This window comes from Neochlamydia sp. EPS4 (genome assembly GCF_000813665.1).
Taxonomy (GTDB): domain Bacteria; phylum Chlamydiota; class Chlamydiia; order Chlamydiales; family Parachlamydiaceae; genus Neochlamydia.
The window spans coordinates 1-15,471 of record NZ_JSDQ01000029.1; the positions used below are offsets into that span (position 1 = coordinate 1).

Consider the following 15,471-nt stretch of genomic DNA (forward strand, 5'->3'; position numbering starts at 1 on the left):
CTTACCCCCAGAAATATACCAGTTATCTAAGCTGCGAGTGCTTTGGTTAAGCTTCAACCAGCTCACCGCTCTGCCTGTAGAAATCGGGCTGATGTCTAGGCTGCAAGTGCTTGACTTAAGAGAAAACCAGCTCACCAGTCTGCCTGCAGAAATAGTGCAATTGTCTCAGCTGAAAGGGCTTTTGTTAAATCAAAACCAGCTCACCAGCCTGCCTGCAGAAATCGGCCAGCTTTCTAATCTCCTACAGCTTCACTTAAATCAAAATCAGCTCACCGCTCTGCCCACAGAAATCCGGCAATTGTCTCAGCTGCAAATACTTGGCTTAAATCAAAACCAGCTCACCAGTCTGCCTGCAGAAATAGGTCAATTGTCTCAGCTGACACGGCTTTACTTAAATCAAAACCAGCTCACTGCCCTGCCTGCAGAAATTGGGCAGCTGTCTCAGCTTATCGAGCTTGAATTAGCGGAAAATCCTTTGGAAGATATTCCAGAAAAAATAAGGCAGCGTTTTCAATTGTAGAATGGTTGTAAGTGCTTTTTAAATTGGGGTGAGCTGAGCTGACACGGCTTTACTTAAGCCAAAACCAGCTCACCGCTCTGCCTACAGAAATCGGGCAGCTGTCTGATCTGCTTTTCTTCCGGCAACTAAGCACGTTTAAACTAACCTACACATTTATAACGACAAGAAGGTTCTCTCTTTTTCTGCAGATTGCTATGCTGGGAGAACAACCTTTCTTGACAGGAAGAAGCTAGGCGTATTGTATTCCATCATTCGATAGAAGAATTAAAACATTGCGCCAAAAAGAGCCGTTTCACTTAAATAAGGCAAAGAATCATTCTTCTTTTAGCCAAACCAAAATTGCCGTGTCACTTAATCGCCAAAACCTGTGGCTGCTCCTAAATGCTTGGAGGGTCTCTACCCTTGCCTTGGATCTATCTGGAAAAAAAGCGCGACTAGATCCTCTGAGAGTTGTTTTTCCTTGATAAGGATACGAATTGGTTTGACTTGCTTTTTTAATTTTTTTATATTGCCTTTAGAAATTAAAATAATAAAAGTTATCACTACCCCAGGAAATAAAATGCATTCTCTCTCTTCGGCCTCTATTGAAAGCTTGCCTAATGAGTTGCTGCTTCCTATCTTAGAGGCTTGCGCAGTTCCTTCCTTATTTAGCGTCTGTAAAAGATGGCATCATTTGCTGGATTCTGAAGTGATGCCTTCTCTTTATAAACAAATAGGTAAAGTACATGTTTCCCAAGGGGATATTAACAAGCAGTCTTTTATTTTAGATAGGATTTATAAGCTAGAAAGTAGTCTCTCTGAAACAGCAAAGGTAAATGCAATTTTTAGGCAAATCTTTACTTTAGCTAGTTCTCTTTCTCCTCTAGAATTTAAATGGAAGACTGAAGAAAAAAAATATTTTACTTTAGCTAATTACTCCTCAAAAGTTTTTCAAGTTTTTACCTTAGCTAAATCTATTTCACCCTTGAAATTTAAAGAGAAGACAGAAGAAAAAAGAGGCTTAACTCTGGCTAATTACTCTTCTTATCTCTTAAATATTAATCGCCTTTTACTTTGGAAAAGACTCCCTGGTGGGGAAGAATACTTGAGTCGAGAAGAAATTAAGCACTTGCCTCTAGAAAAAAAAGAGAGTTTCTTAGAGATTGGATTGAAAAAAATTGTAAAAACATCACGGTTTTAGATTTATCTGAAGTAGGCTTGACTTATTTACCGCCAGAGATATGCCAGTTATCTCAGCTGCAAGAGCTTGATTTAGATTATAACCGCCTCACTGGTCTGCCTACAGAAATCGGGCAACTGTCTCAGCTGCAAAGGTTTAACTTAAATCAAAACCAGCTCACCAGTCTGCCTGCAGAAATCGGGCAACTGTCTCAGCTGCGAGCGCTTAACTTAAATCAAAACCAGCTCACCAGCCTGCCTGGAGAAATCGGACAGCTATCTCAGCTGCAAAGGCTTGAACTAAATCAAAACCAGCTCACCAGCCTTCCTGCAGAAATCGGTCGGTTATCTCAGCTGAAAGGGCTTTACTTAAATGAAAACCAGCTCACCGCTCTGCCTGCAAAAATAGGACGGTTGTCTCGGCTGAAAGAGCTTTACTTAAATCAAAACCAGCTCACCAGCCTGCCTACAGAAATAGGTCAATTGTCTCAGCTGACACGGCTTTACTTAAACCGAAACCAGCTCGCCAATCTTCCTGCAGAAATCGGGCAATTGTCTCAGCTACAAAGGCTTGACTTAAATCAAAACCAGCTCACCAGTCTTCCTGCAGAAATCGGGCAATTGTCTGGGCTGCAAAGGCTTTACTTAAATCAAAACCAGCTCACCGCTCTGCCTAAAGGAGTGGGGCAACTGTCTCAACTACGAGTGCTTGACTTAAGCCAAAATCAGCTCACCAGCCTGCCTACAGAAATCGGGCAGCTGTCTAAACTGTGGCGGCTTGACTTAAATCAGAACCAGCTCACCAGACTTCCTGCAGAAATCAGGCGGTTGTCTCAGCTTACCAAGCTTGAATTAGCGGCAAATCCTTTGAAAGATATTGTAGAAAAAAATAAGGCAGCATTTTCAATTGTAGAATGGCTTAAGTATTTTTTAAATTGGGGTGAGCTAAAATGAAATAAAAACTTTTAGCCATCTTATCTTTAAACAAGTAATCCGCTTTTCTTCCCGCAACTAAGTAAGCTTAAGCTAACCTACACATTTATAATGACAAGAAATTTCTCTCTTTTTCTGCAGATTGATATACTGGGAGAACAACCTTTCTTGACAGGAAGAAGCTAGGCGTATTGTATTCCACCATTCGATAGAAGAATTAAACATTGCGCCAAAAAGAGCCGTTTCTCTCAAACAAGGCAAAGAATCAATCTCATTCTTTTAGCCCAACTAAAATTGCCGGGTCACTTAATCCCCAAAACCTGTGGCTGCTCCTAAATGCTTGGAAGGTCTCCGCCCTTTCCTTGAATCTATTTGAAACAAAAGCGCTTTTAGGTTATCTGTGAATTGTTTTTCATGGATAAGGATACGAATTCGTTTGACTTGCTTTTTTAATTTTTTTATATTGCCTTTGAAAAATAAAAATGCTAAAAAAGTCATTACTACCCAAGGAAATAAAATGCATCCTATCTCTCCGGCCTCTATTGAAAGCGTGCCTAATGAATTGCTACTCCCTATCTTAGAGGCTTGCGCAGTTCCTCCCTTATTTAGCGTCTGTAAAAGATGGCATCATCTGCTGGCTACTGAAGTCATGCCTTCTCTTTATAAACAAATAGGTAAAGTGCATGTTCCTCAAGGAAATGTTAAGGAGCAGGCTCTTATTGTAGATAGGATTTATAAGCTAGAAGAAAAGCTTTCTGAAGCAGCAAAGGTAAATGCAATCTTTAAGCAAATGTTTACTTTAGCCAAGTCTCTTTCAACTTTAGAATCTAAAGAAAAAACAGAAGAAAAAAGAGGCTTAACTCTGGCTAATTACTCTTCTTATCTCTTAAATATTAATCGCCTTTTATTTTGGAAAAAACTTCCTGCCGGGGAAAAATACTTGAGCCGAGAAGAAATTAAGCACTTGCCTCTAGTAGAATTTAAATGGAAAACAGAAGAAAAAAGAGGCTTAACGCTGGCTAATTACTCTTCTTATCTCTTAAATATTAATCGCCTTTTAATTTGGGAAAGACTCCCTGGTGGGGAAGAATACTTGAGCCGAGAAGAAATTAAGCACTTGCCTCTAGAAAAAAAAGGAGAGCTTCTTAGAGATTGGATTGAAGAAAATTGTAAAAATATCCCGGATTTAGATTTATCTGAAGCAGGCTTGACTTACTTACCCCCAGAAATATACCAGTTATCTAAGCTGCGAGTGCTTTGGTTAAGCTTCAACCAGCTCAGCAGTCTGCCTGGAGAAATAGGTCAATTGTCTCAGCTACAATTGCTTTACTTATATCAAAACCAGCTCACCAGCCTTCCTGCAGAAATAGGCCAATTGTCTCAGCTGCAACATCTTCTTTTAAATCAAAACCAGCTCACCGCTCTGCCTGCAGAAATAGGGCAATTGCCTCAGTTACAAAGGCTTGATTTAAGCCAAAACCAGCTCACCGCTCTGCCTACAGAAATCGGACAGCTTTCCCAGCTGCAAGGGCTTTTCTTAAATCAAAACCAGCTCACCAGTCTGCCTGCAGAAACAGGTCAATTGTCTCAGTTGCAATGGATTGATTTAAGCCAAAACCAGCTCACCGCTCTGCCTACAGAGATTGGGCAACTGTCTCAGCTGCAAAAGCTTTACTTAAATCAGAACCAGCTTACCAGTCTTCCTGCAGAAATAGGGCGGCTGTCTCAGCTGCAAACGCTTGAATTAGCGGAAAATCCTTTGAAAGATATCGCCGAGAAAATAAGGCAGCGGTTCCTATAAGGAGTGGTATCCTACAAGAGTACTTAGAAGTAACTATTTCTATAAAAATGGGCAATAGATGGAACACAAAAAGAGTTTCATAAAAATAGCCAGACCAAGCTTCGCATAACCTATGCAAACCATCAAATCCTAATGATATTGCCTTGATAAGTGCTGCTCATAAAGTCGTGCATTGTGAAATAGCCTGCTATAATCTTATCTGTTTCTTCTGGATGCTTGATTAACGTATCTTCAATCCATTTCACTGCTTTATAAGCTGAGCTTCCACTAACTCCATAGCTTTGGCTAAGATGAAAATAGGTCCTATATTCGCGCATATATTCCAAGGCCATCCACAACATGTCTTCTAGACTTAGTTTATATTTACGCCCACCTTTAATCTTCTTGGCCTTATCGGCTTGCTGTAAAATTTGCACCATTTTATCAAAGGTGGTACGCTTGACCCCTGTCAATCGTCGGAAGCGTTCATCATCTAATTTCTCTATCTTATCAAATTTCATGGTGTCTCCTTAAATGTTGAGTCACCATTTTACTAAAGTTTGCATTTTATTTTAGTTTCGAAAGAGGTCTAATAGATGATTAAGCAAATATAAACTCTACTAATTACTTTATTTATCAAGAAATAATTGATGCCCAGTGACGGCTTACTTTCAAACATATACCTAAGCTTAATTTCTTTTTTAACGTAACAAGTTAGCCGGTAAACTTGTGAAAAGCTAGCATGAAGAAAAGAGGCTTCCCTAAGATGAAAGAGGGAATCGTTAAATTATTTTACTTTCTTTGATTTTGTTAAAATATCCTGGCAGGTGTGCTTATTACCAACTATTGAACTTATAAGGTGTAAAAGTTATAAAAAATCCTTCAAACCACTTTTGTAATAGAGCTATTGTTACCCTTTTACTAGTCATTACTCTAAAGGACTAGATATTTAAGCTTTAATATGCCAAGCATCTTAAAACTTTTAATAGTCAATTTTTTTATAGCTTGCTAAATTCCCTTCCAGAGATGTTCTAAGGCTTGCTTTTACGTTACCTAATAATGCTTAAAACGATAGGGTACCAAGTATGAGTACAGCTCTTCGGTTTAAGCAGCCTTCTTTTTGTGTTTTATGAGGTACAACTAAAGAAGGTAAATCCTCGATGATTAGAGCCTAGCCAGATGCTTATAGCTGACAAAAGTTAAAACTTGAAAATATAAGTAAGCATAACTTTTCAGCAAATCAAAAACACCCCTCTCTTAAATATTTATAAATTTTTTCATCCTGCCAAGAAGGTAGAGGTTTTAAACTTAAGAAATCCAGTAGACAAGTTTTTTATAGAAAATATAAAGTATTTTAACCCTTATAACTCGTGCCCATAAAGGAAATAATCATGCAGTATGTGAAATGGATAGTATTTTTAGTGGCTGTCTGTTGGGTTACTTTTTTTGTAGGCCTCAGATCAAACACCATTCGATCCCTACTTATTCTTCCTTCTAAAGAAAGTGTGAGAGCTGGTGGATTCAATCATACCTTTTATAGAAGAAATGCTTTCCAAGAAAGCGCTTTAGCTCACCAATTACTAGATGGGCTAAGAGGAATTGAAATTGGAGGTTCTGCCCATAACCCTTTTGGATTGAAAACTCTTAATGTCGATTATAGCGACGAGCTTTCCACACCTTTCAAAAGAGCAGAGGAAAAGACAGCAGGGCATGCCTTGAAAGTTGATATAGTGGCAAGCGGAGATAATCTCCCTTTTAAGGATAATGCATTTGACTTTGTGATCAATTCTCATGTCATTGAGCATTTTTTTGATCCTATTAAAGCTATCAAGGAATGGCTGCGCGTCGTAAAGCCGGGAGGCTATGTCTATATGATTATTCCTCATAAAGAGCGGACCTTTGATAAAAATAGACCACGCACTTCCTTAAAGGAAATTATCTATCGTCATGAACATTTAACTGCTCCTGAAGATGATGATCATCATCATTGGTCAGTTTGGGTTACTCAAGATATGCTAGATATATGCAAGCATTATGGCTGGGAGGTAGTAGCTGTCCAAGACATCGATGACAAAGTAGGCAATGGATTTACAGTAGTAGTAAGAAAAGGCGAGGAAATCAGAAGCTTATGAAGCGTTTTTTAATCTTCTTTGGGTGGCTCTTAATCTTACAGACCCTACATGCGGGCTATAAATATGAATTATCAAGTTGTGCCATTTTTATGGAAGATGATCTTCCTTATATGTCTGAATGGATCGAATTTCATAAGCATCAAGGTGTCCAACATTTTTATTTATATAATAATGGACCTGTTGACGTATGGAAAACTTATCTAGATCAATATGAAAGGGAAGGATTTATTGAGGTAATAGAATGGAATCATGGTAGCCAAAATGTTATAGAGTGGAATAGCATTCAAACTCAAGCTTACATGCACTGCTTGAAAAAAATTACCAAGGAATCTAAATGGTGCGCCATCATTGATACCGATGAATTTCTTTTTACACTACCTTACAAAAATTTGAGAAGAGCTTTAAAGAACTATGAAGAATTTGCAGGCGTGGTAGCCAATTGGGTAATGTATGGAACAAGTAACGTAGACTACATCCCTGAAGGGCAAAAATTGACCGATCTATTAGTGCGTAGAGGAGCAGTAGATGGTGATTTGCATGTTAAATCTATTGTTAAGCCTGCCTATGTGGTAGATATCATGAATCCTCATAGTTTTATCTACTCTACTAATAAATTTGCCGTGAATGAAAACAAAGAACTTGTCCATGGTGCTTTTACAGCGAAAAACAGTGTTAACATTTTTAGAATTAATCATTATTGGTGCCGAGATAAAAGCTTTTTAATCCACACTAAGCTTGCTCGCCGGCTAAAGTGGGGCCAGCCTATAGAATCTGTGCTAGAGATAGAAAAAGGATACAATATAGAGCATGATGATATAATTAAAAATTTTAATAATTATGACTAATGAATGGATCAGCATCAAGAAGGGCTAGATAACCCTCTAAGCAATGTGGATAGGAAAAAGCCTTTAAAAATTATTCGCAAGGATATATGAGAAACCGTGCCACCGGTTGACACGAACGTGGCAAGCTGATAAAATAGGTGCTCGTCCGTAATAAGTACACTGTAAAGTTTAAATAAAATTTAATCTATGAAAACTCCTTTAGTGTCTTTAATTATTCCTATTTGCGGCCCTTACGACTACTTAGAGGCTGCCTTAATCTCAGTAGCTGCACAGACATATGCTTCTCTGGAAGTTATTCTTTTAGACAGCCATTTTACTCTTCCTTCCTCTTCTATCATTCAAGATTTTATAAAATCTACAAAATATAAATGCATTTACCTTCAAGAAAATTTTCAAACTCTTGCTGAAGCTATCAACAGAGGTTTAGGAATTGCTCAAGGAGATTATTTAACTTTTCTCTCTCCTCAAGACTATTTTGCGCCTAATAGGATAGAAAGGCTGGTAGACAAAGCTATCGCTTCTCAAATGCATTTTATCTTTACACGCGTAGATTTAGTAGATCAAGATAGCCGGCGACATTGCTTTGATGCTTCTCAAAAAAGAATCTATGAAGAAAAAATGTTTGAAGTTATCCAACTTGAACATATTGAAGAAGCTTTTATGACTTTTAATCTTGCCATGACCTACGGTAATATGTTTTTTTCACAAGAGCTTTACACAAGCGTAGGTGTTTATAAAGAGTATAAATATCAAGGCAGTTTGGATTATATTGTTCGCTCTCTTATAAATTATGAGATTAGCTTTTTAAATGAGAATCTTTATTACTATCGCTATATAGAGGAGAAAGCTTCCCAGGAAGAGATCAGGCTTAGCCAAAAGGAGCGTGAAGAGATGTATCTCAATTATTTTGTGACGGTCACTCGTTCTGCTCCTTTAAATAAAAATGCTCCTTCTCCTTATGAGGGATCTAAAGCATTTCTCAAAGCCAAAAATGCGATAAATTTGGGAAGCATTTTGACTCGGTTTATCTGTATGCCCAAGATTACCAAATTCAATAGCTCTTCGGTAAATTTCAACAATAATTTTTCTCATTATAGTGGAAAATCTGAGAAGTTTACCCTTATTACACACGATTTAGCGCCAGGAGGAGGAGGATCTAAGCTAGTGTTAGATCTTGCTATCGCTCTTAAAGGCCAAGGCTACAAAGTTTCTGTCATCTCCATGCGCGAAGGTCCTTTGAAAAATGAATATGAAAAATTTAATATTCCTCTTTTTATAGCTCCTGCAGGCTGCTTAAAGTGGGATGAACCTATCGGAAAATGGAAGCGTCTGGGGGCACTCATTTGGGTCACTCTTTATTTAAACCTAAGGGCTTCCTCCACTGTTATTGTTAACAGTGCAGCCAGCTCTGCTCTTATGTTACCCCTTTTACTGTTTGCTCCTTTTAAAAAGATTTACTGGTATATCCATGAATCTTTTTCTCCTACTATTTATCTTAAAACCAACCTAGCTTTTCACTTATTAAAGAGGGTGAGTTATAAAAAAAGATTCAATTTTTGGTTCGGATCGGAAAGCACGAAAAATATTTGGAATAGTATTTTAGATGTCTCAGGAAAAGTATTATATTGGAGTGGATTAAAAGGAGGATGCTTATCGTTAGTTTCTCATAAGCCTATCAAAAATCTTCTTTCTATAGGGTTTAGCACTCCTAGGAAAGGTTTTCATTTACTTGTGGATGCCTTTATTGCCTGTATAAAAAAAGGGTTAATCCCTGAGGATGTGAGTCTGACCCTAGTAGGTTTACCCGGCTCTTTAGATAGTTATAATCAAGACATCATTTTAAAAATTCTTAGCGCTAATCTACAAGAACGCATTCATCTTATTTCTTGTATCGATATCCACCAATTGGATTCCTTTTACAATGAGGCAGACCTATTTATTCAATCTTCTGTGTTAGAGTGTTTGCCCTTATCTCTTTTGCAGGCCATGTCTTTAGGTGTTCCTATTATTTCTACCGATGTGAATGGGTGTTCGGAAGCTATTGTGCATAATTATTCCGGCTATTTATGTCGCTCTTTTAGTGCTAAAGCTTTAGAAAAGGCTTTAGTGGAAGCTATTAATCATCCTTTGCGAACACGTCAATTAGCGCTCAATGCCCAGAGAACCTTTAATGAGAAATTTTCATTAGAAATAACTATCTCAAAAATTAAAGAAGAACTATCGTTAAAAAGCAAATCTTCAATGAATGTCTTATAAAATCAACTATTTTAAATGAGCGCCTATGATCGCAATTACGGGCAGTACAGGTTTTATAGGAAATCACCTTTGTAATTTTCTTCCTTTCCCTCATAGACGCCTTGTTCGTCAACCTATCTCTACAATCCCTTCTCAACAGCAGTTTATAGGAAATCTAAACAATCCTGTGGATATCAATAATTTTGTCCAGCAGGCCGACGTTTTGATCCATTTAGCTTGGGTGAACAATCCATGGACCTCCGATGAAGATATTTTTTCTGATATTTCTCATAATCTTTTATCTTCTCTTACTCTTTTTGAAGCCTATGCCCAAGCTAATCCTCAAGGTCATATTATTTTTGCAAGTAGTGGAGGAAATATGTATCAAAAAAGCTCTTTAGTTTCCCATCAGGAGTCAGATCCTCCCCATCCTTGGAGTAGCTATAGTATTAATAAACTAGCGGTAGAAAATTATTTAGCTTTATTTTGCAGAAAGTATGGAATTCGGGGGACTGTATTGCGGATAAGTAACCCTTATGGTGCTCTTCTTCCTTCTACGCGTACAAATGGACTCATTGGAGTCATTTTTTCCAAATTAATAGATAATTCTACCTTAAATATTATTGATTCTCTTAATAGCGTAAGGGATTACATTCATCTAGATGATCTTTCCCATGCTTTTCATTTAATCATTAATAATCCTCCTGAAAAAGCTTTAGTGCAAGTCTTTAATGTGGGCTCTGGCCAAGGAACTTCTTTAAAAGAAGTCTTAGATACCATAGAAGCAATCACTAAAAGAAAAATTAATATTAACTTACTCAGTCATAGCTGTAAGCCTACTTTTAGCGTTTTATCTCCAAAGCTAATTAGCCAAACTCTTAACTGGCACCCAAAAATAGAGTTAAAAGAAGGCTTAGAGAAAATGTGGGCAAGTATTCATTCAGCACTGGCTTTATCTTAAAACCTATTGCCTGCGCTCTAACCCATATCTCTGCTTACCCCTGAGAGGATGCTTATATATTCTTTAGAGGCTCTTAAAACAACTCCTCCCTCCCGTTTCATTGAAAAAATTTATTAAATTAAATAAATATGATTTCTTTAATGAGACAAGCAGTACAGGCATCGAAGCAAAATATAGCCGAATGTTAGAAAAATTTTGTAATAGTAAATTTTTCCTTATGGCTTTATTTAATTTTAAGGAAGACCTATATTTATATTGGTATATAATAAAGGGCTAACGAGTAAAATAAGGGTAAATGATGAATCCAATCTTGCAAGAAATAAAACAAGACTTTATTAAGCCTGCTTTTGAAAAAAAAGCGCTTCAAGCTACGGTGCGTGAGTGCGGGTATGATATTAATTTATCTTTTTCCCCTAAAGAAAAAGAGATTCTTATTAATCATTTTGTTAAGTCCCTTTTAAAAAAAATAGAAGACCATTACCAAAAAAACAGTGAATTTGCTTCGATAAGCGCTACTCTTTCAAAAAATGTGGAAGAAATCACTAGGAGAAAATTTGAAAAGAAAAACATTTGTACTGTTTCTGAAAATTCTAGAGATTTTCATGACCAGTCACTTGAAGATTTTTTTCCTATATTTGATAGCGTTTTAAATTATTTAAATACTTGGAGAAGGTATAAATACTGAGAACTCACTTGAGATTTAGATAATAAATAGTAATAGCCTTTCAACATAAGAATTTTCTATCCTTGCTAAAAAGATGGCGAGGATAAAACTTTTTTAAAGCACATCATGTAAACAGTGTTGCTTATAAGGCTACTCCTTAACCTGGGAGCTGCTTAGCAGGTTACCATTCGAAGTTATCAAAGATCCCGGAAGGTAAGTTCCAAAGAATTAGAGGAAGATAAGAGGGGAGAGGATCTTGTTAAAAGTACTGTATTAAAACAAGCGAAGCGTCTAAAATAACCTTTTTTATGCCTTTTAATAGTGTTGTTTTGATTTATGAACAAGCCTACGAAGCCTTTTTTGCTGAGAATCAATCCCCATATAAGACAAGCCCAATATCTCAAAGATTTAATCGATTATCGGGAACTTTTATATTTTTTTGCATGGCGCGATATCTTAGTGCGCTACAAGGAAGCTTTTTTTGGAATAGCCTGGGCAGTCATCCGCCCTCTCATCAATATGGGAATTTTTGCACTGGTGTTTGGGCAAATCGCTCATCTTTCTTCGGGAAATATTAACTACGCTTCTTTTGTTTTAGCCGGTTTGCTTCCTTGGCAATTATGTTCTAATGCTATTGTGGAAGGTTCAACGAGCATTCTCCATCATGCCAATTTAATCTCTAAAATTTACTTTCCTCGTATTATCATTCCTACTGCACAAATTGCTGTACATTTTGCAGACTTTCTCATAGGCATGATTTTGTTGTTCTTTTTTTGTTTTATTGTTCAGCCTTTGAATTTTGCCACACTGATGGGGTTACCTATCTTTATTATGCTGGCCCTGCTATTAAGTGAGGGAGGATCCCTTTGGCTTTCCGCTTTGACAGTAAAATTTAAAGATTGTAGGTTTTTAATTCCTTTTGTTGTCCAAATTGGCATGTTTATTTCTCCTGTAGGTTACAGCACCAGCGAGATTTCTAGCCAATGGATCTGGCTATACTGCTTGAATCCTGCGGTAGGAATTATAGATGGATTTAGGTGGTCTCTTTTTGGTTTTACCTACCCTCATTTGGTTTATTCCATCGCTACTTCTGCTGTTGTTACGCTTATTTTAGTAGTTACCGGTTTTCTTTATTTTCGTAAAATGGAACGCTCTTTTGTAGATAGGTTATAAATGGGTAATTTAAATATCGTTGAAGTAAAAAATGTTTCGAAAAAGTATACGATATTCCATGATCAACCTCCCCTAGGGCAAACGACACTTGTAGAGACATTGGCTACGCACGGACGTCGCTTTTGGAATAGAATGAGGGGCCATAAACGCCGAGCAGCAGCTGCCGAAGAAAAGCAAACAGAAGAATTTTGGGCCTTAAAAGACATTTCACTAGCCATAGAAGAAGGAGACCGATTTGGGATTATTGGCCGCAATGGGGCAGGAAAGTCTACCTTGCTGAAGTTGCTATCACGCATCATCATGCCTTCAGATGGTGAAATTTTCCTTCGAGGAAAGATATCCAGCCTATTGGAAGTAGGCACAGGCTTTCATCCTGAACTAACAGGAAGAGAAAATGTCTTTTTAAATGGGGCTATATTAGGAATGAGCAAACGTGAAATTGCTCGAAAATTTGATGAGATTGTAGAATTTGCGGAGATTGAAAAATTTTTAGACACGCCCGTCAAGCGCTATTCGAGTGGGATGTACACGCGCTTAGGGTTTTCCATCGCCGCTTATTTAGATCCTCAGGTGCTGGTCCTCGATGAAGTATTAGCTGTAGGCGATGCCCCTTTTCAAGCTAAATGTATAAAAAAAATGCGTGAGCTGGCGTTGAGTGGCAGAACGATCATCTTTGTCAGCCATAATACCCATTCTTTATTAGAAATCTGTAATAAAGGAATTTACTTAGAGAATGGACGCCAGATTGAGGTCGGTTCTATAGAAAAATGTATAAAAGCCTATGAGCAAAAAATCAAGGAAACCTGACGAGTTAAATGGTAAGAATACTTTTAAATTGCTTAGATACCTTGGGAAAATCAATGGCAGGACCGGCCATTCGTTATTGGGAATTTGCGCATGCACTTGCTAAAAACCATCAAGTGACTTTACATGTTCCTAATCAAACTGATCAAGTCTCCCCTACGTTTACGATAAGCACAGGTCCCATCGAGTTTAAAAAGATAGATGTTATCATCACTCAAACTATTGACCCAAGCCTTGCCTTCCATGCTAAGCGTTATAAAATTCCTCTTATCTATGATGCCTATGATCCTGAGCCTTTAGAGCATTTAGAAATTTTTAAGCCCTCAGCACTTAAAGTAAGAAAACATCTTAATCGTGCGATTATTCATACCATTAATTTCAATCTGCGCATGGCTGATGCCGTAATTTGCGCCAATCATCGGCAAAGAGATCTTTGGATGGGCTCTTTATTAAGTTTAAAAAAAATTTCCCCTACCATTTATGATCAAGATGAAACGTTACATAAACGAGTAGGCATCGTCCCTTTTGGGATTCCTTCCCGCCCTGCTATTCAATCTAAAAGCGGTTTTCGCGAAAAATTTAATATTAAAGCTTCCGATAAGCTTCTCTTATGGGGAGGAGGTATTTGGAACTGGTTTGATCCTTTGACTCTCATTTGTGCGGTTAAGGAGCTTTCTAAGCAAAGAAGCGATATAAAGCTGGTTTTTATGGGAATCAGACATCCTAACGCCAGCATTCCTATCATGAGTATGGCCAATAAAGCAATTAAGTTAGCGGAAGACTTAAAAATTAAAGATCAGTTTGTTTTCTTTAATGAACAATGGATACCCTATGAAGAACGTGAGAATTTTCTTTTGGATGCAGATATTGGGGTATCCACACATTTTGAGCATCTGGAAACCCAATATTCTTTTCGCACCAGGCTCTTAGATTATATTTGGGCAGGCTTGCCCCTTATTACTACTGAGGGGGATGTCTTTGCAGAACTTGTCTTGAAAAATAAAATTGGCAAAGTTGTACCCGCACAAGATGTTCAGGCTTTAGTTTTAGCGATAAGCCAGCTAATAGATGATTCAGCTGAAACGCTAAGAATAAAAAGCAATCTTAAAGAACTAAGGGAGCAGCTTGTATGGGAAAAAGCAGTCGCTCCTCTTGAAGAAATTATTGAGCATTTAATAAATAATCCTCTTAAAAATTATTTTGCTTATGATCTTGCCCAAATATTGTATTATCAGTTTCAAAAATGCCATCCGTGGACTTTAGTGGAAAGATGGTGGATAAGGCGGAATAATGGAATCAAAACTTAGCTTTTCTAACCCTCGGAAGGTTGATATCCTTCTGGCCACTTATAATGGGGAAAGGTATTTAGCAGAGCAAATAGAGTCTTTGTTAAAGCAAACTCATCCTGATATCCATCTTTTAATTAGAGATGATGCTTCCATAGATAATACCCCCTTAATTATTGAAAGCTTTCTTTCTAAGTTTCCTGATAGGATAACCTTTTTCCAAGCTAGAGAGCGTCAAGGAGTAAAAGCTAACTTTTCCCAGCTGATGCAAGCTTCGACCTCTTCTTATCTGATGTTTTCTGACCAGGATGATGTATGGAAGCCTAATAAAGTTGAAAAATCTCTTTCTTGCATGATAGCCATGGAAAACAAGTATGGGGAACTTCCTTTGCTTGTCCATAGCGACCTAACCGTGGTAGATGAAAGTTTAAATCTGCTAGACCCCTCTTTTTGGCATTATACTTATCTTAAGTCCCCTCATTCTTCTAGCTTAAATAAACTACTGACGCAAAATGTAGTGACCGGGTGCACGATAATGATCAATCGTCTCATGAACGAACTGGCCAGGCCCATCCCTCATGAAGCTTTTATGCATGATTGGTGGTTAGCTTTAATCGCCTCGGCCTTCGGCCAAATAGGGGTCATTCATGAGGCTACTCTCTACTATAGGCAACATTCCACAAATACATTAGGGGCTCAGAAATTTTTTAATTTTTGTAATATAAAGAAAAAATTGCATAAGTGGCGCCAGGCTGATGAAAAAAAATTTCAACAGGCTTTTATTTTTTTTCACCGCTATCAGCAGTTGCTAAGCCTTTCGCAGCAAAAGATCCTAAAAGATTTCTTAATGCTTGCTCATCTTTCTTGGATGGAGAGAAAAAAAACAATTTACCGTCATGGGTTTTTTAAGCAGGGATGGGTGCGAAACCTAGCAGATTTTTTCTTAGGGTGATAGGAAAAAAAAGCTCCTTACCCTTAAA

Annotated in this window: 13 protein-coding genes and 1 pseudogene; 13 read left to right on the plus strand and 1 reads right to left on the minus strand. The window is 37.6% G+C overall.

The features are described 5' to 3' along the window. From DB42_RS02395 to DB42_RS02420, 4 genes are all read left to right on the plus strand, one after another. Positions 1-520 (plus strand): leucine-rich repeat domain-containing protein (locus tag DB42_RS02395; RefSeq protein WP_193365271.1); only part of this gene is annotated, 520 nt, incomplete at its 5' end. A 559-nt stretch (positions 521-1,079) separates the two neighbouring features. Continuing rightward, positions 1,080-1,700, plus strand: coding sequence for an F-box protein (locus DB42_RS02405; protein ID WP_155117388.1), 621 nt, complete (start codon positions 1,080-1,082; stop codon positions 1,698-1,700). A 17-nt stretch (positions 1,701-1,717) separates the two neighbouring features. Then, positions 1,718-2,632 carry a leucine-rich repeat domain-containing protein gene (locus DB42_RS02410; protein WP_052435918.1) on the plus strand — a complete coding sequence of 305 codons (915 nt, stop codon included), beginning with the start codon at positions 1,718-1,720 and terminating at the stop codon, positions 2,630-2,632. A gap of 496 nt (positions 2,633-3,128) precedes the next feature. Beyond that, entirely contained in the window at positions 3,129-4,412 is a 1,284-nt protein-coding gene (locus tag DB42_RS02420; RefSeq protein WP_052435919.1) for a leucine-rich repeat domain-containing protein, read from the plus strand. Positions 4,413-4,621: 209 nt separating this feature from the next. On the opposite strand, the pseudogene DB42_RS02425 reads toward DB42_RS02420, so the two are convergent. Then, positions 4,622-4,912: pseudogene (locus DB42_RS02425) on the minus strand (transposase family protein); the annotation flags it as partial. A gap of 870 nt (positions 4,913-5,782) precedes the next feature. Here DB42_RS02425 and DB42_RS02430 point away from each other — a divergent pair. The 9 genes from DB42_RS02430 to DB42_RS02470 all read left to right on the plus strand — a co-directional run bounded on the left by DB42_RS02430 (position 5,783) and on the right by DB42_RS02470 (position 15,443). Beyond that, positions 5,783-6,523 carry a class I SAM-dependent methyltransferase gene (locus tag DB42_RS02430; protein WP_052435921.1) on the plus strand — a complete coding sequence of 247 codons (741 nt, stop codon included), beginning with the start codon at positions 5,783-5,785 and terminating at the stop codon, positions 6,521-6,523. Further along, complete coding sequence (locus DB42_RS02435; RefSeq protein ID WP_044881580.1) at positions 6,520-7,368, plus strand: glycosyltransferase family 92 protein; 849 nt, start codon at positions 6,520-6,522, stop codon at positions 7,366-7,368. The genes DB42_RS02430 and DB42_RS02435 overlap by 4 nt, the downstream gene beginning before the upstream one ends. 186 nt (positions 7,369-7,554) lie before the next feature. Further along, positions 7,555-9,624 carry a glycosyltransferase gene (locus DB42_RS02440; RefSeq protein ID WP_044881581.1) on the plus strand — a complete coding sequence of 690 codons (2,070 nt, stop codon included), beginning with the start codon at positions 7,555-7,557 and terminating at the stop codon, positions 9,622-9,624. A 25-nt stretch (positions 9,625-9,649) separates the two neighbouring features. Beyond that, positions 9,650-10,564, plus strand: coding sequence for an NAD-dependent epimerase/dehydratase family protein (locus DB42_RS02445; RefSeq protein WP_044881582.1), 915 nt, complete (start codon positions 9,650-9,652; stop codon positions 10,562-10,564). Positions 10,565-10,862: 298 nt separating this feature from the next. Further along, positions 10,863-11,249, plus strand: coding sequence for a hypothetical protein (locus tag DB42_RS02450; protein ID WP_044881583.1), 387 nt, complete (start codon positions 10,863-10,865; stop codon positions 11,247-11,249). A gap of 315 nt (positions 11,250-11,564) precedes the next feature. Then, positions 11,565-12,401: an ABC transporter permease gene (locus DB42_RS02455; protein ID WP_044881584.1), complete on the plus strand. Its 837-nt coding sequence runs from the start codon at positions 11,565-11,567 to the stop codon at positions 12,399-12,401. Then, a complete protein-coding gene (locus DB42_RS02460; RefSeq protein WP_052435922.1) occupies positions 12,402-13,208 on the plus strand; it encodes an ABC transporter ATP-binding protein in 807 nt (268 codons plus the stop codon). It begins immediately after the preceding gene. A gap of 53 nt (positions 13,209-13,261) precedes the next feature. After that, positions 13,262-14,512 (plus strand): glycosyltransferase, encoded by a 1,251-nt coding sequence (locus tag DB42_RS02465; RefSeq protein ID WP_162180743.1) that lies wholly within the window; start codon positions 13,262-13,264, stop codon positions 14,510-14,512. Then, on the plus strand, positions 14,496-15,443 hold the full coding sequence (locus tag DB42_RS02470; protein WP_044881585.1) for a glycosyltransferase family 2 protein: 948 nt from the start codon (positions 14,496-14,498) through the stop codon (positions 15,441-15,443). The genes DB42_RS02465 and DB42_RS02470 overlap by 17 nt, the downstream gene beginning before the upstream one ends. Positions 15,444-15,471: the final 28 nt, after the last annotated feature.